Below are 21,774 nucleotides of genomic sequence, written 5' to 3' on the forward strand. Positions count from 1 at the left end.
TCAGCTTCGCGATCCCAACCGGTCGAAGAAGCCTGCGCGGATACGCGACTCGCGAGAACGGTGCCGGCAACGCCGGCGACCGCGGTTGTGGCAAGCAAATTGCGGCGCGAAAACCCGGTCATTTGGCCACTCTGCTCGAAGAAGCGACACGCTATGCAGCGTGATGTCCGCGTCGTTGATCCAGAACAATTCGGAGAGACGAAGCGCGAAGCGATTCATGTTTCCGCCGGTCGCGCCGTCGCCGATCGCCGTAACGCATGTTCGCTTTTCGGGAACGTTCGGCTCTGCGTCCCGTTCCATCCTTGGCTCCGAATGCCGAGTGGATGTCGAATCTCGTTATCGCGATGCAACCGGCTCAGCATTTCCATCGTTGTCGCCGCGCCGATTGCGTCCATGCGTTCGTCACTTGACCTTGATCGTGTCCGGAAGCATCTCGACCGCGTGGTGCAGCGCTCCGAGAAAGAGGAGCCCGGTCTCGCCGCGCCGCAACGTCGCATCGATCCGTTGCGCGATGAAGCGGTCGCGGCGTTTCAGCAGATCGCGCAGGACGACATGGGTTGCCAGGACGGCATAGGTTGCATCGTCGACGGCTTGGCCCACCCCGCCCGAGGATGCGGCTTTCAGGGCCTCCCGCAGCAGCTTCGGGTCTCCCGTTCTTTCGATGACGGCGCCGCGTTCGGCGAGCTTGAGAAGTATCCGGTAATTGGCGCCGCCTCCTTCATCGCCCGATCCGCGGGCGGGCGATGCAGCAGCCGGTTTCCAGTGCTCGTCAGCGCTGTGTTCACGGCTTCAGCCGCACGCCAATAGCGTCGTCTTCCGCATGCTCAGGATCGAATGCCAGATCGATGAAGGATGCCGGGATGAGTCCTGGAAGCCCAGGGCGCGAGCGGATTCGAACCCATCGAACGTCGTAGCGACTACGCGAAGCGGTCTCCATTATGCAGCAAGCACACCTAGACGAACTCAATCGTTGCAGGGCCGGGGAGCGGTGCATCCACCAACGCGTGAACATTCAACGGGTCGGTAGCATAGAGACGGGCAATAGTAGGGGTCGCTAGGATTCGGATTGAGCCTAGGATTTGCTGGGTATCGCAGCTGGGCGGCTTGTGCCGTGTCATATCCTGTTAGCTCCGTACCAAGGCGCAGTGCCTCCTCTTCATTCGAGGCCTCAACGCAGCCGTCGCCGCGACCATGAAAAACGACCCAGTAGTATGCCATCAGGATGCTCCCTCCACTGCGCTAGGTGAGCCAACTACTTAGAGCCGATCCGGAAAGAACTGAATCATTTTGAGGGATTTGCGGCAAGTCGCCTGAGCATGATGCGGATCATGGCGAGGCGGATGAAGGCCGCGACGGTTGTGGCGTAGCGCTCGAAGTCGCGCGCCAGGCGTCGGTTGCGGCTGATCCAGGCCAGGGTGCGTTCGACGATCCAGCGTTTTGGCATGACCACGAAGCGGTGGGCATCGCTGCGCTTGACGATCTCGATGACCCAGGTTCCGGTGGCGGCGACGGCATCGGCGGTCTTTTTGGCGTTGTAACCGCCGTCGGCGAAGATACGTTCGATGAAGGGAAACGATCGCCGCGTCCGCTTGTCGAGGACCAGCGCTGCGCCGTCGCGATCCTGGATGTCGGCGCTGTGGACGGCGACGCTCAGCAACAGGCCGAGCGTATCGACGAGGATGTGCCTCTTGCGGCCCTTGACCTTCTTGCCCGCGTCGTAGCCTGAAGGATCGAGCAGAGCCCCCCTTTGAGCGCTCCCTTGGCGCTCTGGCTGTCGATGATGGCGGCGGTGGGGCTGGCCTCGCGGCCTTGGCTCTCGCGCACTGCCACATAGAGCGCGTGATGGATGCGCTCCAACGTCCCGTCCCAGTTCCACAGTTCGAGATAGTCGTGAACCGTGCTCTTGGGCGGAAAATCCTTCGGCAGCGCCTGCCATTGGCAGCCCGTCCAAAGCACATAGAAAATGGCGTTCAAGACTTCACGCACATCCGTCGTGCGCTTGCGCCCGCCGCGCTTGGCCGGGGGTATCAACGGCGCCGCAAGTGACCATTCCTCATCCGTCATGTCGCTGGAATAGCGAAGACCATTGCGTCTCGCCGACAGCCGGTGCTCCGGCTTCCACATCGGGTGCTCCTGTTGCGAATCAGCACCCACAACGGAATCACAACCGATTCACCCGACTCAACTTCTTTCCGGATCGGCTCTTAATGCCCGACGATTTCCGACTCTGGCACGCACTAGGACGCGGATTTGACTCGGACGACTTTGGATATCGTACACCGATGGTGTCTGGAGGTTTTCGTATGGCTTGTTGGGCCAGATTCCGCCCTCAAATCGAGGCCGATTTTGGGTCAAAAACCGTTGGAACTATCTTGCAAAATATCGGTCGGAACGGTAAAGACAGGGCGCTTTACCGTTCCGACCCTCGACTCGCTTTCAAAAACGTCGAAAATACACAATACTACAAGCGGTTACGAGCTTCCGGGTCTAGACCGATTTTCATTGAAACTTAGGACCTAGTGCCCTAGTTATAGGGCATAGGAAAAGCTTGCAGAGGTGAGAACGGCCTCCTCACGCACCTAGCGATAGGTAATTAACTGCCCGCAAGGGTAGCCAAGAGATCCGGGATGGCTTCCGGCTCAAGCTTTTCAAAGGCCCCCTAACCCGGGGCCTTTCTTTTTGGCGAAAGCAGGTGCTTGCGGATAATGCGCGCGGTGACCTTTTCCTCGGTCAAACGGTAAGCAGAGTGCACGTTGTAGTTCCCAAAATCGTTCCTGATCATATTCACGGCAGCCAGGATGATTTCATCGCCACCAGGAACGGCCAGCCGTCGCACCATCTCAAATGCCGCGCCGTGGTTTGGTGACTGGCCGATATATGTCGGCTGAGAAATCACCAGCCTGAGGTTGGCAATCACCAAGGCGTAATCGCCGGAATGATCCTTGGCGATATGCCTATGAGCGACTGCTGTGAGAATAGCATCCCCGGGCTCCAATTCCGTAGCGAGCGTTCGATTAATTAGATCGATCGGCAATGGGCCTAACAAAATTAGAGGGTGCTTGGCGCTCACACGTCACCATTCCGCCGCAGGCGGTTCGGAGATGGCGGCCGTCCCATGCGTTTCCCGGTCTTTGAGAATTTTGGTCCCGGCGATTTGTTCGGCGTCGCCAAACCATTCTTGATTAGCCAGCGCTGCCGATAGTTATTGATCGAGCCAACGGAAAGGCCGCCCATATCAAGACCCATCTGTTTGCGTGTTTTCTTGCCCTCCGCGAACCAGCCTTCCAACGTCTCGATTTGAGCGGGGGTGAGCGTCCGAGCGCGGCCAACGGGGCGTCCCTTGCCTCGATCAACTGAGGCGCGTCCGGTCATGGTGCGCTTCGGCGGCTTGCCAGTCTTGACGATTGAAGGAATTGGTTCGTCTGCAAGCCAATAGCCCCAGCCCTTAATATTGATCAGGACGCCACGCTTTTTCGCGTCCCAAAGTCGATTCCATGCGGCGCGTGTTTCATTGCCGCCAATTGGGTGCCCTCTCTCGCGGAACGCTTCGATGATCTCTGGGCTTCTCATTGGGCGTCCGGCCTCAAGCAATGCGGCGCGCGTAAGCTGCTCAAACATTGGCTGGGTCTGCCCCACACCGACACGCCCAAGGATGTAATGCTGGCGGCCTGCGCTGTCCACTCCACTATTATCCACAGTACCATCAGTCGAGAACTGTCGGTACATACGGAGAAAATCTTCAAGCTTTTCAAGCTCTTTCATAGAATTTTTAATTATGTCTTGAAGCTCTTTGCGCCGCTTCACAGCACGGGAGACAGGAGTGTCCTCCTGTGGCGTCTCGACTAGTGGCTTTGTTTCAGCGCTTCCCGACATGTGCGCAATATGGCGATGTCGACGCCCAAAGTAAATATCGCTCCTTTGTAGTTGCACGCCGCCTCTGAAAGCGTTAATCATTCGGCAGGCAACGAATCCACCCGAGACCGTGAGGTCCCGGGTGCTAACAAATCGGAGGTGTGACTGAGCGGTTGAAAGTACCGGATTCCTAATCCGGCGGCCTGTTAACGCAGGCCCGAGGGTTCAAATCCCTTCACCTCCGCCAACTCACCGGGGTCCACACCCGGCGGGGAGAGTAAGAGAGACCGAACAGCCTGGGATTCCACCCCCAGGCTGTTTGGCTTTTATGGCGGTCCTGGAAGGATTGCAAGCGAAATAAATGATTCTAGTGTTTCCATACCCTTTTTCGGTACGGTCCTTAGATATCCGTTATTGTAATTTTCTTGCCGATAGCTTCGAGAACTTGGAGCATGAACACGGCGCTGAAGCTGCCCCGGCTCAACTTGTTGGCGATGTTCTGCTCGGTCTCTTGAACGTCGATCTTCGCGAGGCGCTCGACTAGATCGCGCCGCTTGATCCCATCGCCGGCCAATTCGCGCTTCAGGATCGCCCGGGCCTTCGCCTGCCAAGCCTCATCCGTGACCATGAAAATCCCTATTTCGAGTAGAAATATACCTTAAACGTGTTTTTTCTAATTGACAACGGTATGTTCCATACCTAAATTCGTTATGTTGATAACGGAAATGAGTATATGTCTCAGCACTTCCTCCTTTCTAGCAAGGCCCGCACCCTCAGCCTCGCCCAAGTCCTGCGGCTGACCGAGGAGCAGGCGTTCGCGATGTTCGTCACGATCCGCTGGGCGAACAACGGCGGGGAGCCGGTCTGCCCGAAGTGCGGCTGCGTCGAAATCTACAAGTTCACCACGCGCCGGATTTTCAAGTGCAAGGGATGCACGGCCCAATTCTCCGCCACGTCCTCGACCATCTTCGCTTCGCGCAAGCTTTCGTTCCAAGACATGCTCGCCGCGATTGCCGTTTTCACGAACGGCGCGAAGGGTCATAGCGCGCTCCAACTCTCGCGCGATCTCGACGTGCAATATCGGACGGCGTTCGTCCTGCAACACAAGCTCCGCGAGGCGATGGCATCCGAAGTTGCCAATGCAACGCTGTCTGGCACGGTCGAAATCGACGGCGCGTATTTCGGTGGTCACGTCAAACCCGCCAATTACAAAGAGGACCGCAAGGACCGTCGCCTCACGGAAAATCAAACCGGCAAGCGCAAGTGCGTCGTTGTCATGCGCCAACGCAAGGGCCGCACGATTACGCATGTTGCGCAGTCTGAGCGCGCCGCTGTCTCGGAAGTGATGAAGCGCGTTCAGCCCGGCACGGTCATCCATGCCGACGAAGCGATGGCATGGGATAGTCTGCACGACCATTACGAAATGCGCCGCATCAATCATTCGGTCTGCTACAGCGACGGGCAGGCCTGCACGAACGGCGCGGAGTCGTTTTTCTCCCGCCTGCGTAGGGCCGAACTCGGCACGCATCACTCGATCAGGAAGGCGTATCTGTCCGGTTACGCGGCTGAAATGGGATGGCGCGAAGATCACCGCCGCGAGGCGAATGGTGCGCAGTTCGTTCGGATTGTGAACCTGTCGGCAACGCAGCCCGTGTCACGCCAGTGGAAGGGCTACTGGCAGCGCCACCTTCCGGTGTGAGTTGCCAAATGCAAACGCCGCGCCGCCGTAAGGAGCCGTCTATCCCTTGGCGGCGCTTGGCGCGCACCCGGAGCGTTTGAACGACCCGGAGCGCAATCGCTTGCGCCAGCACCTTGTCATTGGCGTCTAGACCCTTCGCGACCATGACGCGCTGGGTAAGCTGGCGCGTGTCCAGCGGTCCCTCAGCCATCAATGCGGCCATGCAAAGCTGCGTTGTCTCTCCGCGATAGAACACGCGGTTAAGGTCCACATAGGGCGTGAAGTCGATTGGCTCGCCGCTGGCTTCAAAGAGCCTCAGCGTAGACAGGACGGCAGCCAGGTCCGCGCGCGCCTCGCGTAGCTTCGCCTCATAGGCCGCTATCGTGTCGCGTATCTGATTGCGCTTGCGGCGCAGCATGAAAACGGAAAGTGGAATCGCCATGCGGGCAACAATCGGGCCGTTCGGCCCCGAAACCTAGACTCTATCTAGGTGTGCTTGCTGCATAATGGAGGAAGCGGTGGCTGGGGGACTAGGCGCTGTTTACAAAGTTATTGACGCATGACTCGAAGCTTGATTCAAGAATGCCTCTTGAAGGGAGGCACGATTGAGTCGCGGCGATCTGAACGAAGCCGAGTGGCGCCTGCTGAAGGATTTTTTGCCGGCGGAGCGGGGTCGCAAGAGCCGTCCCGCTTTCGACAACCGCATGATCGTCAACGGCATTCTGTGGCGTATCCGAACCGGTGCGCCTTGGCGCGATCTGCCCGAGAAGTACGGCAAGTGGATGACGGTCTATCAGCGCTTCCGACGCTGGAGCGAGGCCAGGGTCTGGGAAGCCGTCGCAACGACGCTGGCCCAGGCGATGGCCGACAATTCTCGCCACAGTGTGGATTCGACGACGGTTCGAGGTCATGTCTCGGCCGCCGGCGCAAAAGGGGGACTCGCGAGCAAGCTTTTGGCCGCTCGCGGGGCGGGTTCACCTGTAAAGTTCATTGTCTCAGTGATGCCAAAGGCATCCCGCTCGTCTTCCATCTCACGCCCGGCGAAGCCGCGGACTGCACGGCGTTCGAAGATGTGATGGCGCTCGCCGACGAGCGGCCCGCCTATCTCCTCGCCGACAAGGGCTACGACACCGATGCCATCCGTACCGGCTTGCACGACGCCGGCATCCGCTCCTGCATCCCGCCAAAATCCAACCGCAAAGCCAAAATCCGTTGGAACAGGCGCATCTATCGCGAGCGCAACCGCATCGAACGCATGATCGGGCACCTCAAGATCAACCGCGCAATCGCCGCCCGATATGACAAACTTGCTCGGTCCTTCCTCGATGTTCTTCATCTCGCTACAATCCGCAAATGCTTACGTCATGCAACTTTGTAAACAGCGCCTAGGATTCACAGCCGTTGAATTTATTGAACAATATAGCACGGTACCGTCGAAAATACCGTCGAAAATTTTTCGTGCAGTCGGCGGAAATTTCGCGGCGCCGGCGGCGTCAGATACTCAAGAGTGAGATACTTTGTGCGTACCGATAAAGCAGGGCGAGAACGAAGCCTTCGTAACGCGGCCCCGCGCTGTTCGACAAGTGCTTGCCCCGTCTTCAAACGATCAAGCACTGGCAACATCTCGCTCGGCTCGCCGTCGGCGTTCTTCTTGCTTCGGGCCTGGTGAATAGCTGGTTCTCAGTCGGTTCCTTCGACCATCTATTCGGCACGCTCTATGGAGGTTTGCTATGCCTCAAGCTCGCATTATTCTTGCTCATGCTTGGACTTGCGGCAGTGAATCGCCTTTGGATTACACCGCAGTATGCGCTCGCGACACAAGAGAACCCGGTACTGGATAGCCGACTGCGGCGGCACATCCTGTTTGAGCAACTATTGGAACTTCTCGTGCTTGGCGTCGTCAGTTGGCTAGGCACGTTGCAACCGCCCCTCGTCGGATGGTCCATGTGATTGCGCACGCCTTCAATCTCTGAACGGCGAAAGGTCAATCCGAAGCTTCTTCGGTCTTTTTGGCCGTGCGCTCGTAGGCTTCGCGCTCTGCATAGTGGGCGGGGCGTGCGGCTCGGATGTCGGCAAGGATCTCGTCCGGCCTGCGCACGACCGATCTGGGGTTCTTGAACGCTGGGATGACGTGGTTTCCGAACAGCTCGATGGACTTCATCATCTCCCGGTGCGGGAGGCCGTCGATGCGCATCGCGATTGCGTCGAAGCCTAGGTCGACGAACCGCTGGACCTGGGCGATGCAAGTCTTCGGATCTCCAACGATGAAGCAAGCCGACTCATCGAACAGGTAGCGCGGGTTGCTGAAGTCGATTTTTTTGACCTTTCCGAGGGAGGCGAAGTCGCTGGATAGCTTCGAGAGGCGCTCGTAGGAGTCGACGGACAGGGCGACGGACTCGGCCAGCGTGGACATCCACCGTTCCGCCTCCTCAGTCGTCTCGGCGCAGTGCATCCCGCCCGATATGACCGCGACCTTCTGCGCCTGCACGGGCCAGACGTGCTCAGCGTTCGCCAACTCCTTCTCATAGAGGTCGACCATCTTGTGCAACAAGCCGAACCCGGTATAGCCACCACCGATCATGGCGCCGATGCCCATCCGCGCTGCGGCGGTAACCGACTCCGGGCTGCCGGTCGCCATCAGCATCGGCGGATAGGGCTGCTGAATGTGCTTGGGAACCAGGCCGCGCGGCGGAATCTTGTAGTGCTCTCCGACGAAGGAGAAAATGTCGTTGGCCATGGCTCGGCGGATGACCTCTATGCCTTCGATTTCCTGTGACCTGGTCTCTTTGGGATCGACCTCAAAGGCGTGCAGCGCGAGGGTTGTATTCCCGCGACCGACACCGAGCGCGACGCGGCCATTGGACAGGATGTCCTCGGTCGCCAGCCGCTCCGCGACTCGCAGCGCGTGGTTGATATTCTTGGGCAGCAGCGTGATCAGGTGGATGAACTGGATCGTGCTCGTCAGCGCCATCAGGTAAGGATAAAGCACCTCGGGGGCGGAGACCGAGGCCGTGCCAATCGCGAGGTGTTGTTCAGAGGTCCCGAACGCGTCGAATCCAACTTTCTCTGCCAGGAGCACCTCGTCGATGAGCTCGCGATAGCGCTGCGCGTGGGTGTGTCCCGGATGGGTCTCTGCCTCGCTCAGGTAAATGAACCGCATGGCGTTGTAGCTCCTTCGAATGTTAATGACAATTTACATTGCTCCTAACCCCCGCCGTCCGTCGTTGATCCAGATCAAGGTCGGCCTCGCCGGAAATTACTGGGTGGCCTTTGTCGTCGGTCGGAAGGGAATGCCAGTCGCCCGGCCGTTGATGCGCGCATCGCGTCTAGTCAACAGCCGGATTGCAGCGCGTGAGCTCTGGTCCGCTGGAGCGCTACGGCGAAGTCCTGAGCGGCGCAGTCATTGCGCTCACGGGACTGGCGTTTTGGGTTTGGCCCGTGATGTGATCGCTGTGCGCAACTAGCGGCGATGGATGCGATGACCTCAGTATGCCGCTCAACCTGACTACTGAATCTCCGTGGGTGACTTGCTCAAGGTCCTGAGGCCGATTCATGCCCGGGTTGGCTTGCTCAACCAGGTCGGAGAAATGCTGCCCCGCATTCCCGGAATCATCGCGGTCGATGGCAACCACATCTAGCGGATTGCCGGGACGGCGTCCGGTATCGAGGCAAAGCGGACCCGCGCTACTATGCTCGTGTATCCGTCGTGCAGCGCCGAATGATGCAGTTTCACGACATGTGGACTGCCCCAGACATGTTAAATGTCGCTGCGGCCGAGAAGCGCGCGCAGCGCGGCCTGCCGCATGGTGGAGAAGATCGACTCCTCGTCCAAGCCCTTCTTGAGCGTCGCCGCTGTGTTGAGCATGGAGAACACACCCTGGGTCAGCAGTCGTGCCTCGGGTTCGGACAGGTCTGGCCGCAGCGGGATTACGACGGAGACCCACTCCTCGGCGTATAGCGCCATCTCGCGTCGAATCCGTCTGCGATCTTGTTCGGGAAGAGCGTGCTCGTTCTGGGCAAAGATGAGCGTGCTCGGCGGTCCTTGCAGAATCAGCCGGATGTGGGACTCGACCATCCCCACGATGGCTGCTTCGGGTGCGGTCGTCGTCTCGGCGATCCGCCTTGCGGCCTCGTGCACGGCCTGCGTCGGTTCCTCCAGAACCGCGATCAGGACTGCCTGCTTGTTCTTGAAGTGGCGATAGAGCCCGGGACCGCTGATGCCAGCGCGCGCCGCGATCATCTCAACAGACACCGCATCGTAGGAGTGCTGCAGGAAGAGCTCGGCGGCGACCGCGATCAACTGTTCGCGCCGCCCGCTGCTGTATGCCCGCTTGATCCGCAACGGCTGACCACTCATCGGAACGAACCATACCACGCGGCTGCCAATAGGCACTGTGCCATCCGTCGCTCGCTGCTCTGAAAGAATGCGTGGACAACGTCGACATATTCTTCGATCACGACTTTCGCCAGCACATCGCACTGCTCGGTCAGCTTGAACGCCAATGCGCTCAAAATCGCCTGCGAGATCGAGTCGATGCGTTCGAGTTTCCAATCCGTCGAAAGAATATGAGGCTTCATGCTTTCGCCTTGCCGCGAATGGGATGCGTGCCGACGATCTCGATGCCATATCCATCCAGGGCAACGATTTTCTTTTCCGGCGTATCGGTCATCAGGATCATGTTTTCGATACCGAGATCCAGGAGAATTTGTGCCCCGACACCATACTCTTTCACACGGCGGCGATCGGCATCTTCGTTGCTGCGGCGCGTCAGGACATCGGACACAAACGTCGGCCGCGTCGTTCTAAGTAGCACAACGACCCCGCGCCCCTTCTTTGCGATGATGCGCATGGATTCGCCGAGAACATCTCTCTCATAAGGCCTCCACTCCAGCATATCCAAAAAAATATTCACGGCATGCATGCGGACGAGGACCGGCTCTGGTGTAGTGATGTCGCCTTTCACAATCGCGATATGTTCCGCATATTCAAGTGTGTTCACATACACGAACATCTTCCATTCACCGCCATTGTGGCTCTTGAAGACCGTTTCGACAGAACGTTGCACGAAGTGATCGTAGCGGCGGCGATAAGCGATGAGATCAGCAATGGTGCCGATTCTCAAATTGTGAAGCTGCGCGAACTGAACAAGGTCTGGCAAGCGAGCCATCGTGCCGTCGTCGTTCATAATCTCGCAGATGACGCCGGCGGGGTTGAGACCAGAAAGTCTTGCTATATCGACGGAGGCTTCCGTATGCCCTGCTCGAACCAACGCGCCACCGTGGCGTGCGACCAGCGGGAATACATGGCCCGGCGACACAATATCGTTCGGACCTTTGGTGGGATCGATCGCAACAGAAATCGTATGTGCGCGATCATGTGCCGAAATGCCGGTGGAAATGCCTTCTTTGGCCTCAATGGAAACAGTGAACGCAGTTTGATTGGGCGTTCCGTTTACCTGCGTCATCATCGGAATGTTCAGGGCGTTGGCGCGTTCCTGCGTCAGCGCAAGGCAGATGAGGCCGCGGCCATGCGTCGCCATGAAGTTCACTGCCGCTGGCGTGCACATTTGCGCCGGGATGACGAGATCGCCTTCGTTTTCGCGGTCGTCGGCATCCATGAGAATGAACATCTTGCCGTTGCGGGCGTCTTCGATGACGCCCTCGATCTTGGCGATATAATCGTGGAAGACGCTGATCTTCATGCCACCACCAACTGCGCGACATGTCGCGCCAGAAGATCGATTTCGAAACTGACCTTTGGGCCTGGTCTCTGACGACCGGCGAACATGATTTTGCCTTTGGACCTTCGCCGCCTAGGCCGAGCCGGCCCCAGCGAACGGGTTACGCAAGCATCTCGCTTCATCTTCGTGTAAATCATATCTAACTTTCTATATCGCCCTATATCGCCGCTGACCGCGAGTGCGACGGCCTGAGCCCCTGTGGTGCGTACCCTTCGGTGCGGTGACCCTTTGTGGGACGGTCATATTTCATTGCGCTTGCGCTGGGGTGGTTTAAAAGCCGTTTACCAAACACACGTCTCAATGTTATGAAAGATTAACATTCTAGAATGGCGCTGAAAACATCTTTGTTGGCAATGCCGTATCGAGCCGAACTCGGTTGCTCGTGGTTATCGTCTCACTTACTGGGCGCTGTTACTCCCCTTGTGCGCTCATTCTTAACTGCCCCGGGGGATCCCTGGGGCGGTTCTTTTCACCTAAGTTATCATCGGCCGTGCTCTCCCCGTGCTCGCCTTCCAACCCATTTCAAACAGCCCATGACACCAATATCGACCGCTGTGTGGCCGCCTAACCACTATCTTTAAGTCACACTACGAAGTGCCCGCCCCCATGATTAGCGCATCCCATTCGAGCGGCGAGCCATTCGATTGCACGCACGTATATCCAGTGTGAGTTCATCGACGAGACGTCGAGTTGTGGTGTCCGCTGTGATTCGCGATCCCCGTCGTTGCATGCGCACGTCCGGCGCAGCCCCTGAAGGAACCGCGTAATCGCTGGAGTCGACCTAACGAACCGAGAATTCGAAGAACTCAGCGACAACCGAGATCAACTGCTTGCGCCCGCGTAGCGTGCGCCAGGCCCGGCGAACGGATCATGCATCTCGCTTGTTTCTATGTGAATTAATCATAACTTCATGTGGTGCCGCATGGATACTGAGAGCGACATCCGAGCCTCTTTTAGCACGCACCATTCGCGCAAATGCACAGGTAAATGAACAAATCTCGCGAAGTGCGTGCCGCAGATGGGCAATTCGAGAGCCATTGACAAACCGTCGCATCAAGTTCAATGTTATTTCATATTCACTTTCATAGCGGTGCCGGGGGTGATGGCACGACACAAGGGGGGTAAATATGAGTTCGTTTCGTATCGCAATCCTTTCCACCTGCGCACTCGCGGCCTTGTCGCCGGTCGCTCGGGCCGGCACACCGGACACGGTCGAAACCGTGGTTGTTACGGCCCTAAAGCGCACTGAGTCGATCCAGGCAGTGCCTGCCTCAATCACCGCGCTCAGCGGAGCGGGCCTCGAAGAGCGCGGCATTAGCGACATCGAAGGATTGCAATTCGCTGTCCCGAGCGTAGAGACGGGCGCACTCTTGGGCGATACACAGATCACCATTCGCGGCATTGGCGAAGGGCCTGGCGGTGCTTCGACGGCCATCTATGTGGACGGGGTCTATCAGCCCATCGCGGCGCTGGCCGATTTGACGGCCATTGACATGGGCCGCGTCGAAGTTCTTCGAGGGCCCCAGGGCACCCTCTATGGTCGGAACGCGATCGGCGGTGCGGTCAACTTCATCAGCAACGCCCCGACGCAGGAACTGGGCGGGAATGTCTCCGCCCAATACGAGACCTATGACGAATACAGGCTTCAGGGGGTGGTCAACGTCCCTCTGACTTCCACGATCGCGGCTCGTGCGACGGTGAACTACGACGATCGCGAAGAGGGATTCATCAAGAACGTGATTCCCGGACAAGAAGACCTGGACAAGGGCAAGGTCCTCTCGGGTCGGCTCCGGATTGGCGGCCAAGTCACTGATAATTTCAGCATCGACCTCAATCTGCAGGGCAAGCATGCTAACGGCCCGTTCCAGTACTTCTCCTTGCAAAATCCGATAAGCGCTGGCGCGATTGCTGGTTTCCCCGCCCTTGGCGGTGCCATCGTTCCGCTTCAGCCCTGGCGAACTTCGGCGAATGGTCCTAACGACGTTCATGAAAACTACGGCGTCGCAGCCCTTACGGCCGACTGGACGGCCTCCTTCGGGGACGTGAAGTCGATCACGGCTTACCAGAGTTACGACATCACCGCGGCCACCGACCAGGATGGCACTAACGTGGACGCCTTCCCCAATACGACCAAGCAATCGGATCGTACCTTCACCGAGGAGCTGAACCTCAGCACGCATATCGGACCGGTCGATAGCATCTTCGGCGCCTTCTACATGAACGAGAAGGGGACGAGAGATTCCTTCTATCCATTCCCGATAGGGTACCCCGCGTTTTTCTTACCGCCGGGTGGCTACGCCGACTACCAGTTGCCTCAGAAAGATGTCGACTCACGGGCGGTCTACGCCGACCTGACTTGGAATCTGTCTGATCAGTTGCGGCTTATCGGCGGCCTTCGCTACTCGGAGGACAGGCAGACGTACCGGATCAACCAATCGTTTGGGGTAATCGTCGCCGGGACGCGAATCCCGTTTGGTCCGGCGCTCACGACCTGCCCCACCGCCGTCACGAAGCTCCAATTCGACTCGCTGACGGGGAAGGTGGGCGCCCAGTTCGACGTTGCGCAAGACCAGAATGTCTACGGCACGGTGGCGACCGGCTATCTGTCCGGCGGTCTCAACGATCTCAACTGCTCGTCGGGGCAGGACACCTACAAACCCGAGAAGATCACGTCCTACGAAGTGGGCTATAAGAGCCGTCTTTTTGACGAACACCTGATCTTCAACGTCGCCGCCTTTTATTACGACTTCACGAACCTGCAGGTTACGCAGCTCGAAGGCTTCAATAGAGTAATTGAGAACGCTGCCAGTTCCACCGTGAAGGGGGCCGAGTTGGAGACGGACTGGGTCCCGGACAGTCATTGGTTGGTCAGCTTCAGTGGCACCTACCTTGATGCGCATTACTTGAAATACCTGGCCAATGATAGTCTAAACCCATCGGCCCCAGATGTGGACGTTGCTGGCAATCGCTTGTCAAACTCACCAGGCTTCAGCGGCAATCTGAGTGTTGCGTATCGCACCGACACGTTTGACTGGGGCCAACTGGTTTTGCGTGCGGATTCGGCGGCGCGCAGCCGCATCTACTTCCGGCCGTTCAACCAGCCGCTTGACTCTCAATCGGGTTATGGCCTCTTGAACCTCGGCGTAACGTGGTACACGCCGAACGAGCGTTACAGCGTCCGGGTGTTCGACAACAACGTCACCAACACCGCCTACATCGTGACGCAGGACGCCACGGATTCTGTCGGATCTCGGTATGTAACCTACGGCACGCCGAATCAGATCGGGGTTCAACTCAAGGCGAACTTCTAATATCTCCGCCCGCAGGGCGTCACCCTGCAGCAATTATTCGCCCCGGCCATCAAGTGGCCGGGGCCGGCGCGAAGTCTCTGGTGCCGTGCTGAGCGCCGGGTCGTTAGCGGGACGGATCGCAGGTCGCGTTGAATTAACTAGGAGCACGGCCTTACTCCCTAGTGTCGTGCTTCACACTTCTGCCCCGGGATCCACCCAGGATCGCCGGGGCAATTTTTTTACTGCGAAGCTTGTGCCGAACGATTGAGCCTACGCTGGTGAATGGTCCAATGTAATACGCGCTGACGCGGCTTTGCGGTACACCGATCTGCTGGTCGAGGTCGCGGCTCGCGACGCCGACGACCTCTACGGGATTGCCGGGACAAGTGCTCGGTATCGAGGGGGACAAGCGGACCAGCAGCGCGCTAGTCATGCGGCCCATGGTGCTGCGCCGCGCGGTGCAGTTGCTCAACGTCGATCGGCCGCCGCAGTGCGCAGGCAGGGCGGGGAGCTGGTGAAGTTCGAGGGTTAACCTGACAGGCCTCAGAGGTCGCTGCGGCCGAGCAGCGCGCGCAGCGCGGCCTGCCGCATGGTGGAGAAGATCGACTCCTCGTCCAAGCCCTTCTTGAGCGTCGCCGCTGTGTTGAGCATGGAGAACACGGACTGAGTCAGCAGTCGTGCCTCGGGTTCGGACAGATCGGGCCGCAGCGGGATCATGACGGAGACCCACTCCTCGGCGTACAGCGCCATCTCGCGCCGGATCCGTCTGCGGTCGTGTTCGGGAAGAGCGTGCTCGTTCTTGGTGAAGATGACCGTGCTCGGCGGTCCTTGCAGAATCAGCCGGATGTGGGACTCGACCATCCCCACGATGGCTGCCTCGGGTGCGGTCGTCGTCTCCGCGATCCGCCTTGCGGCCTCGTGCACGGCCTTCGTCGGTTCCTCTAGAACCGCGATCAGCAGTGCCTGCTTGTTCTGGAAATGGCGATAGAGCCCGGGACCGCTGATGCCGGCGCGCGCCGCGATCATCTCAACAGAGACCGCATCGTAGGAGTGATGCAGGAAGAGCTCGGCGGCGACCGCGATCAACTGCTCCCGCCGCCCGCTGCTGTATGCCCGCTTGATCCGCAACGGCTGACCACTCATCGCAACGAACCGCACCGCGCGGCTGCCAATAGGCACTGTGCCATCCGTCGCGTCCGCGTAGCCCGCGTCGGCCTCAGGGAACGGGTCATGCACCCCCGTTTCATTTCCATGTGAGCCATATCTAACTTTCTATTTGCCACCAATCTCGAATGCGACGGCGTGATTTCTTGTAGTACGCAACCGTCTCATGCAGCTAGCCCCTGTGAAACCGTCATATTCCGTGGCATGCGCGCTTGGGTTCGGGCTGCTTAAAACCCGTTGACAAATGGCGCCGCACGTTCAATGTTAGTCACGATTAACATCTGGAGGAGGCAATAGCCCGATGCGGTTCATTTTCATGAGCGAGGGAGAGACCCATCCGGGACACACCCACGCGCAGCGCTATCGCGAGCTCATCGACGAGGTGCTCCTGGCAGAGAAAGTTGGATTCGACGCGTTCGGGACCTCCGAACAACACCTCGCAATTGGCACGGCCACGACCTCCGCGCCCGAAGTGATCTTCCCATACTTAATGGCGCTGACGAGCAGGATCCAGTTCATCCACCTGATCACGCTGCTGCCTAAGAAGATCAACCACGCGCTGCGCGTCGCAGAGCGGCTCGCGACGGAGGACATCCTCTCCAACGGCCGCGTCGCGGTTGCGTTTGGCCGCGGGAACACTACCCTCGCGCTGCATGCCTTCGAGGTCGATCCCAAGGAGACACGGTCACAGCAGATCGAAGGCATCGAGGTTATCCGCCGGGCAATGGCGAAGGACATCTTCTCCTTCGTCGGAGACCACTACAAGATTCCGCCGCGCGGCCTGGTTCCCAAGCACATTCAGCAGCCCTATCCGCCAATGCTAATGGCGACCGGCAGTCCGGAGTCAGTTGTCGCCGCGGCGCGGATGGGCATCGGCGCGATTATGGGCGGAGGCTATGGCGGATTCGGCCCACTAAAGAAGATGGTCGATCTTTATGAGAAAGAATTGGCCAGCGCTGAGCACGTGTGGCCCGTGCAGGCGCAGAAGGTGGCTGTCATATCGGGTGGGATGCACTGCGCCGAAACGACTGAAGAGGCAGAGCGGTGGGCGTCAACCTTGGCCGATACAGTGGCCCTGTCCATTGACTCCTACGAGCGTCTCTCGAAGCAGTCCAGCGACTACGCCAACATGGGAAAGATCAAGAAGGTCGACTTCACAAACCCGCGCTACCTGTTCGATGACTCAGCTTGCTTCATCGTCGGAGATCCGAAAACCTGCATCGCCCAAGTCCAGCGGTTCGTCGACATAGGCATCGAGGCGATCGCAATTCGCATCGACGGTCTCCCGCACAAAGAGATGATGAAGTCCATCGAGCTGTTCGGCAACTACGTCATCCCAGCGTTCAAAAACCCTAGGGCGGTTGTGCGCAGGCCGGACGAGATCCTTGCCGACATCCGAGCCGCTCGTCCCGCCCACTACGCCGAGGTCGAGGCCCACGCCAAGAAGACAGGAGAGGCCGCCGCCGATGCCGTGATGGGAGAGAGTGTCCGTGGCACTGGGGCTTCGGCCTGACGTCTAGTCGAACAATCTGGAGACCAAAATGAGCGACAAAAAATACGAAGGCCTGCTCGTCGAGATACGCCCGAGCGGTGTGGCGGTAATAACGATGAATCGGCCCGAAATCCTCAACGCCATCAATTGGCCGATGCACGCCGCGCTGGAAGAGGTGTTCGTGGACCTCGACAACAATCCGGCGGTGAAGGCGATCGTGCTCACCGGCGCGGGTCGCGGCTTCTGCTCAGGCGGCGATCAGAACTCAATCGATGTGGGCGGGAGCCAAGGTGCGCATGCGCTGTCGCCGACGCGCGGCGGTCGACACCTCATCAGGAATATCCTCGAAGTGGAGTGCCCTGTCGTCGCCGCCGTGAACGGCGTGGCGGTTGGGCTAGGCGCCACACTCGCCCTGTTTTGCGACGTTATCTTTGCCCAGCCGAGCGCCCGGTTCGCCGATACGCATGTCACGGCCGGCGTCGTCGCTGGCGATGGCGGCGCTGTGATATGGCCGCTTCTTCTGGGTCCGGCGCGGGCCAAACATTACTTGATGACCGGTGAGTTTATTTCGGCGGAAGACGCGGCCGCCGCGGGGATGATCAATAAAGTCGTGCCGGAAGGCACTGTTCTTGAATACGCGATTGGGTATGCCGAACTACTCGCGACTGGTCCGCGAAACGCTATCGCTTGGACAAAATACAGCGTCAACAAGCTGATCAAGGAACAGATAAACCTCGGTCTCGACACCGCAATGGCGCTTGAGGCGCTTACGTTCAGGAGCCCCGAGCGGAGGGAGGCCGTCGCTGCGTTCCGGGAGAAACGTAAGCGCTTCGCAGAAGGCAAAAGCTGACGTGCTCGTTGCGATCGAGCGACATCCAGCGCCGGCGATGACCCCGGGGCGACGTGGAGTATGCGTTCTTGGCGGGCGCAGTGCTCGCGGCGTCTCACGCCGGTTCGGATTCCCTGAATTCAGACAGAGACGCATTCGATGACGCTTCCATCGGCACAATACGAGAGCGAGACGGCCGCCGGGCTGCGCCGGACCGACCGCGACGGCGTCGTGGTCGCAATCCTCGATAGGCCTCCGGCCAACGCGTTGAATCGTACACTGCTGCTCGCAATGACGGCTCTCTTCCGGGACAATGGAGAAAGCAATCCGCCGCCGGTGGTGACCACGGGCGCCGGAGAACGTTTCTTCTGCGCGGGTGGCGACATCAAGGAGGTCGACGGGACGACCGCCGATCCAGTCAAAGATCGGATGCGGGGATTTCACAACTTGCTCGTCGCGATGGATCGTTATCCTGCTCCGGTGATTGCCGCCGTTAATGGCGACTGCGTCGGAGGAGGCCTGGAGTACGCGCTCTTTGCGGATGTGGTGCTCGCCGTTCCGCACGCCCGGTTTGGCTTTCCCGAGATCCGCCATGGCCTTCTCCCTGCCGACAAAGGCATCCAGCGTCTTGTTCGATTAACTGGCATACGGCCCGCGCGGGAGCTGCTTCTGAATGGCGAGCTCGTCGACGCCGAGCAGGCGGCGCGGTGGGGTCTTATCGATGCCATCATCGAGCCGAGTCAACTGATGGCAGAAGCAATCAGCCGGGCCCGAGAAGCTGGTCGCCGGGCGCCTGTCCTTTATGCAGCGCTTAAGCATGCCATCAACGACTACGACGACATTGCGGATCAGAAGCGAGCTGATGCGACGTTAACCAAGGCTGCTTCCTGGTTTGCAGACCCTGTGGCGCGAAGCCTTCGTGACGGATGGAGACACGCAAAGGCGTCGCGGCCGCCTGCTGAAACGATGCCAGGCCTGAAGACCGCACCATACGAAAGTCCTCAACGCCTGCACCACGAACCGGAGCGATAAGCATGGTTACAAATACCGTCCCCGCAGCCACTGAACGACCACGGCAGATGCCAGTACTGAGCGGTATCACCGAGACCGGCGCAGCTAACTTTAAGGCCGTCGAGCGTACCTTTGCGCAGATGGTGCAGGACCGAGCAGAGGTCGAACCCGACGAGGTCGCGTTCTGTCAATGGGACGGTACGCATGCTGCTCCGACAACATGGGCGCAATATGCGTCGTCTGTGCGGGAGGTAGCGCTTGGCTTGGCGGCCCTCGGCGTCGCCCCGGGCGACAGGGTCGCCATCATGTCTCCAGGCCGTTCCGAGTGGGTGATAGCCGCGCTTGGAATACTATCCGCCGGTGCGATTCCAGTCGGCGTTTATCCGACGAGCGCTGCTGCGGAGGTGAAGCAGCTTTTGGACCACAGCGGTGCCGTTGCTATCGTTGTGGGCGATGCTACCGATGCTGCGAAGGTTGCCTCAGTAGCCACTCAGCTGTCCGCGCTCCGGGCCGTGATCGGTTTCGATGATACGCCGTCGGGGCTTCCCGAAAGGATCATTTGTAAGTCGTGGGCCGATCTGTGCGCTACAGGTCGGAAGATGGACACTGTCGATCCTTCGCTGTTCAAAAAGCGTCTCGACGACGGGCAAATCGATCAGGCGGCCGTCTTGTTCTACACGTCCGGCTCCACCGGAGCTCCCAAAGGCGTCATCCACACTCATCGGACCTTGCAATACTCAATCCTTAGCTCGGTCTTACTCAGTCCGAACCTCGCCAAAAGCCGCCGGGACTCGCTTAGCTTCCTGGGGCTGTCCCATGTTTCTCCAGCTTTGTCCGGTGTCTTTGTGCCGATCATGACTCGATCGGTGGTGACGTTCTGCCGATTGGACCAAATGTCAGAGGTTCTCCGTGGCCTACGACCCGGTGGGTTCGTTTGGCCGCCGCGGCTTCACGAGAAGACGCTCAGCGGAGCGCTGGCTGTAATTAAGACGATGCCGGCGTCGTTCCAGAAATCCTACGAGGATGCGATGGAGGTGGCACGAGAGGTCGCCGACTTGCGATGGCAGAGCCAAGCGGTGCCCGCCGATCTCCAAGCACGCTACGACCAAGCCTTGGAGCGAGTGTTCCTTCCCATTCGCGCGAAAATGGGCCTGGACAAAGTCAGAGTCGCTTGGACCGCATCGGGCGCGATGACCCCCGAGGTGCATGCCCTGTGGCAGATGTGGGGCGTGGATTTGCGCGAGATGTACGGCACTACCGAAACGTGCGGCTGGGTCCTGGCGCAGTGGGACCGTTCCTTCCCGCGTCCGGGAACGATCGGAAAAACGCCGCCTGACCCGCGGTACGCGATCAAGACCAGTAGCGAGGGCGAGCTACTCGTTAAAGGTCCTTCGCTTTTCCGAGGTTACTGGAACGACCCGGAGGCGACAGCGGAAGTGATGGACGGGGAGTGGTATCGCACCGGCGACCTTGTCGAGATCGACGCTGCCGGTGAGGTCAAGCTCGTCGGCCGGGCCAAGGACCTCATCATCACCAATGGCGGCAAGACCATAAGCCCACAGCCAATCGAGATGCGACTTAAAGCCAATCCGCTCATCGAGGACGCCTTAGTTGTCGGCGACGGCCGCAAGTACCTCACTGCACTCATTTGGCCCAGCGAGAAGGGCACGGGCCTCGGCAGAGAAGGTCTGCAAGCTACCCTGCGCGCGTCAATCGAGGAGCACAATAAAGACTACTCGCCTCCTCTTCAGATCAAGGATTTTCGTATCGCGCCGCGCGCGCTGGGCGAAGGTGAACTGACGGCCAAGGGCACGATCCGTCGCAAGCCGGTGCTCACCGCGTTCAGCTCCCTCGTGGATGAGATGTACAGCGCTGCGGAACACGACGAGTTCGCTCGCCAGGCGGGACTCCACGGGTGAGACTTGAGATGAAGCATCGCGAGCGGCCGCGGGAGCTGCGGATCGAGCGCCTGACCAGCGCCGAGATCGCTGAGGCGATCGCTGTCGGCGCTCGCACTGCGATACTTCCGCTTGGCGCGATAGAGCAGCACGGGCCACATCTGCCGCTGTCGATGGACAGCGATCACGCGGACGCGCTTGCGCTCCGCATCGCCGAAGGGCTTGGCTCTGCGCTGGTTCTGCCCACGGTCAGGGTCGGATACTCACCGCACCACCTTGGCTTCTCCGGCACTCTCTCGGTGCGTCCTTCCACCCTGGAGGCGATCTGCCTGGACTACTGCAGCAGCCTTGCTGCGCACGGGTTCACCCGCGTCGTCCTATTCTCAGGCCACATCGGCAACTACCCGATCATGCGTGAGTTCGAGCCGCGGCTGGTCGCGGCGCTCGCCCCAGCGCTACAGGTCATCGTCTATCGAGACAGCGCCGCGATCCTCAACGCATGGCGTGAGTCCGCGCAGTCGGTCGCTGGTCTGGGAAGCCATGTCGGTGGTCACGCAGACGTGGCGGAGACCTCGGTGATGCTCGTCCTGCACCCCGAGAGGGTTCGGGCCGACCGAGCCGCGGCGGGGTACCTGGGCAAGGTCGACGAAGCGTTTCTGCGTCGGGTGTTCGTCGAGGGCATCGATGCGGTCTCGCCCAACGGTGTCCTCGGCGATCCCACCGGGAGTTTGGAGGCGATCGGCCACGCCGCGTTGGACGCCGTGACCGATCTCGTCGTCGAATACGCCGCCGCGCAGGGAGCATGAGTCGCATGCTATC

General features: G+C 59.5%; 20 protein-coding genes, 1 tRNA gene and 1 pseudogene. 12 read left to right on the forward strand and 10 right to left on the reverse strand.

The features are described from left to right. The gene (locus WDM86_00740; protein ID MEI9988539.1) at positions 1-300 is read right to left on the reverse strand and encodes a hypothetical protein; all 300 of its coding nucleotides are present in this window, start codon (positions 298-300) and stop codon (positions 1-3) included. 93 nt (positions 301-393) lie between these two features. Between WDM86_00740 and WDM86_00745 the strand changes: the two genes are divergently transcribed. Beyond that, positions 394-807, forward strand: coding sequence for a hypothetical protein (locus WDM86_00745; GenBank protein MEI9988540.1), 414 nt, complete (start codon positions 394-396; stop codon positions 805-807). A gap of 475 nt (positions 808-1,282) precedes the next feature. On the opposite strand, the gene WDM86_00750 is transcribed toward WDM86_00745, so the two are convergent. From WDM86_00750 to WDM86_00760, 3 genes are all read right to left on the reverse strand, one after another. Then, positions 1,283-2,124, reverse strand: a protein-coding gene (locus WDM86_00750; GenBank protein MEI9988541.1) for an IS5 family transposase whose coding sequence is annotated in 2 segments (ribosomal slippage) — positions 1,283-1,737 and positions 1,737-2,124 — 843 coding nt in all. Because the reading frame shifts where the segments join, the coding sequence is not laid out codon by codon here. Between the two features lie 535 nt (positions 2,125-2,659). Continuing rightward, on the reverse strand, positions 2,660-3,070 hold the full coding sequence (locus tag WDM86_00755) for a hypothetical protein (protein MEI9988542.1): 411 nt from the start codon (positions 3,068-3,070) through the stop codon (positions 2,660-2,662). Next, complete coding sequence (locus WDM86_00760; protein ID MEI9988543.1) at positions 3,067-3,762, reverse strand: hypothetical protein; 696 nt, start codon at positions 3,760-3,762, stop codon at positions 3,067-3,069. The genes WDM86_00755 and WDM86_00760 overlap by 4 nt, the downstream gene beginning before the upstream one ends. Before the next feature lie 245 nt (positions 3,763-4,007). Between WDM86_00760 and WDM86_00765 the strand changes: the two genes are divergently transcribed. After that, positions 4,008-4,099: transfer RNA gene (locus tag WDM86_00765), tRNA-Arg, on the forward strand. A 153-nt stretch (positions 4,100-4,252) separates the two neighbouring features. Here WDM86_00765 and WDM86_00770 read toward each other — a convergent pair. Beyond that, positions 4,253-4,480: a DUF6471 domain-containing protein gene (locus tag WDM86_00770; GenBank protein ID MEI9988544.1), complete on the reverse strand. Its 228-nt coding sequence runs from the start codon at positions 4,478-4,480 to the stop codon at positions 4,253-4,255. Positions 4,481-4,585: 105 nt separating this feature from the next. Here WDM86_00770 and WDM86_00775 point away from each other — a divergent pair, with 105 nt between their 5' ends. The 4 genes and pseudogenes from WDM86_00775 to WDM86_00790 all read left to right on the forward strand — a co-directional run bounded on the left by WDM86_00775 (position 4,586) and on the right by WDM86_00790 (position 7,480). Next, positions 4,586-5,551, forward strand: a complete 966-nt coding sequence (locus WDM86_00775) for an IS1595 family transposase (protein ID MEI9988545.1) — start codon at positions 4,586-4,588, stop codon at positions 5,549-5,551. 584 nt (positions 5,552-6,135) lie between these two features. Then, positions 6,136-6,387: pseudogene (locus tag WDM86_00780) on the forward strand (transposase). Then, positions 6,309-6,908 carry an IS5 family transposase gene (locus WDM86_00785; GenBank protein MEI9988546.1) on the forward strand — a complete coding sequence of 200 codons (600 nt, stop codon included), beginning with the start codon at positions 6,309-6,311 and terminating at the stop codon, positions 6,906-6,908. The pseudogene WDM86_00780 and the gene WDM86_00785 overlap by 79 nt, the downstream one beginning before the upstream one ends. A gap of 209 nt (positions 6,909-7,117) precedes the next feature. Next, a complete protein-coding gene (locus WDM86_00790; protein MEI9988547.1) occupies positions 7,118-7,480 on the forward strand; it encodes a CopD family protein in 363 nt (120 codons plus the stop codon). 34 nt (positions 7,481-7,514) lie between these two features. On the opposite strand, the gene WDM86_00795 is transcribed toward WDM86_00790, so the two are convergent. The 4 genes from WDM86_00795 to ribB form a co-directional block, all read right to left on the reverse strand. After that, complete coding sequence (locus WDM86_00795; protein ID MEI9988548.1) at positions 7,515-8,690, reverse strand: LLM class flavin-dependent oxidoreductase; 1,176 nt, start codon at positions 8,688-8,690, stop codon at positions 7,515-7,517. 597 nt (positions 8,691-9,287) lie between these two features. Next, a complete protein-coding gene (locus WDM86_00800) occupies positions 9,288-9,887 on the reverse strand; it encodes a TetR/AcrR family transcriptional regulator (protein MEI9988549.1) in 600 nt (199 codons plus the stop codon). Continuing rightward, positions 9,884-10,108: a transcription antitermination factor NusB gene (locus tag WDM86_00805; protein ID MEI9988550.1), complete on the reverse strand. Its 225-nt coding sequence runs from the start codon at positions 10,106-10,108 to the stop codon at positions 9,884-9,886. The genes WDM86_00800 and WDM86_00805 overlap by 4 nt, the downstream gene beginning before the upstream one ends. Then, positions 10,105-11,232: a 3,4-dihydroxy-2-butanone-4-phosphate synthase gene (gene ribB / locus WDM86_00810; GenBank protein MEI9988551.1), complete on the reverse strand. Its 1,128-nt coding sequence runs from the start codon at positions 11,230-11,232 to the stop codon at positions 10,105-10,107. The genes WDM86_00805 and ribB overlap by 4 nt, the downstream gene beginning before the upstream one ends. A gap of 1,166 nt (positions 11,233-12,398) precedes the next feature. Between ribB and WDM86_00815 the strand changes: the two genes are divergently transcribed. Beyond that, entirely contained in the window at positions 12,399-14,582 is a 2,184-nt protein-coding gene (locus WDM86_00815; protein ID MEI9988552.1) for a TonB-dependent receptor, read from the forward strand. 522 nt (positions 14,583-15,104) lie between these two features. Here WDM86_00815 and WDM86_00820 read toward each other — a convergent pair. Then, positions 15,105-15,797, reverse strand: a complete 693-nt coding sequence (locus WDM86_00820) for a TetR/AcrR family transcriptional regulator (protein ID MEI9988553.1) — start codon at positions 15,795-15,797, stop codon at positions 15,105-15,107. Positions 15,798-16,026: 229 nt separating this feature from the next. Between WDM86_00820 and WDM86_00825 the strand changes: the two genes are divergently transcribed. The 5 genes from WDM86_00825 (at position 16,027) to WDM86_00845 (ending at position 21,761) form a co-directional block, all read left to right on the forward strand. Continuing rightward, positions 16,027-17,238, forward strand: coding sequence for an LLM class flavin-dependent oxidoreductase (locus WDM86_00825; GenBank protein ID MEI9988554.1), 1,212 nt, complete (start codon positions 16,027-16,029; stop codon positions 17,236-17,238). Positions 17,239-17,266: 28 nt separating this feature from the next. After that, complete coding sequence (locus WDM86_00830) at positions 17,267-18,067, forward strand: enoyl-CoA hydratase-related protein (protein ID MEI9988555.1); 801 nt, start codon at positions 17,267-17,269, stop codon at positions 18,065-18,067. 138 nt (positions 18,068-18,205) lie between these two features. Then, positions 18,206-19,078, forward strand: coding sequence for an enoyl-CoA hydratase/isomerase family protein (locus tag WDM86_00835; protein MEI9988556.1), 873 nt, complete (start codon positions 18,206-18,208; stop codon positions 19,076-19,078). 47 nt (positions 19,079-19,125) lie between these two features. Further along, positions 19,126-20,976, forward strand: a complete 1,851-nt coding sequence (locus WDM86_00840) for an AMP-binding protein (protein MEI9988557.1) — start codon at positions 19,126-19,128, stop codon at positions 20,974-20,976. A gap of 8 nt (positions 20,977-20,984) precedes the next feature. Then, entirely contained in the window at positions 20,985-21,761 is a 777-nt protein-coding gene (locus tag WDM86_00845) for a creatininase family protein (protein ID MEI9988558.1), read from the forward strand. The last annotated feature ends 13 nt before the right edge of the window (positions 21,762-21,774 follow it).

The sequence above is a fragment of the Rhizomicrobium sp. genome, from assembly GCA_037200045.1.
Taxonomy (GTDB): domain Bacteria; phylum Pseudomonadota; class Alphaproteobacteria; order Micropepsales; family Micropepsaceae; genus Rhizomicrobium.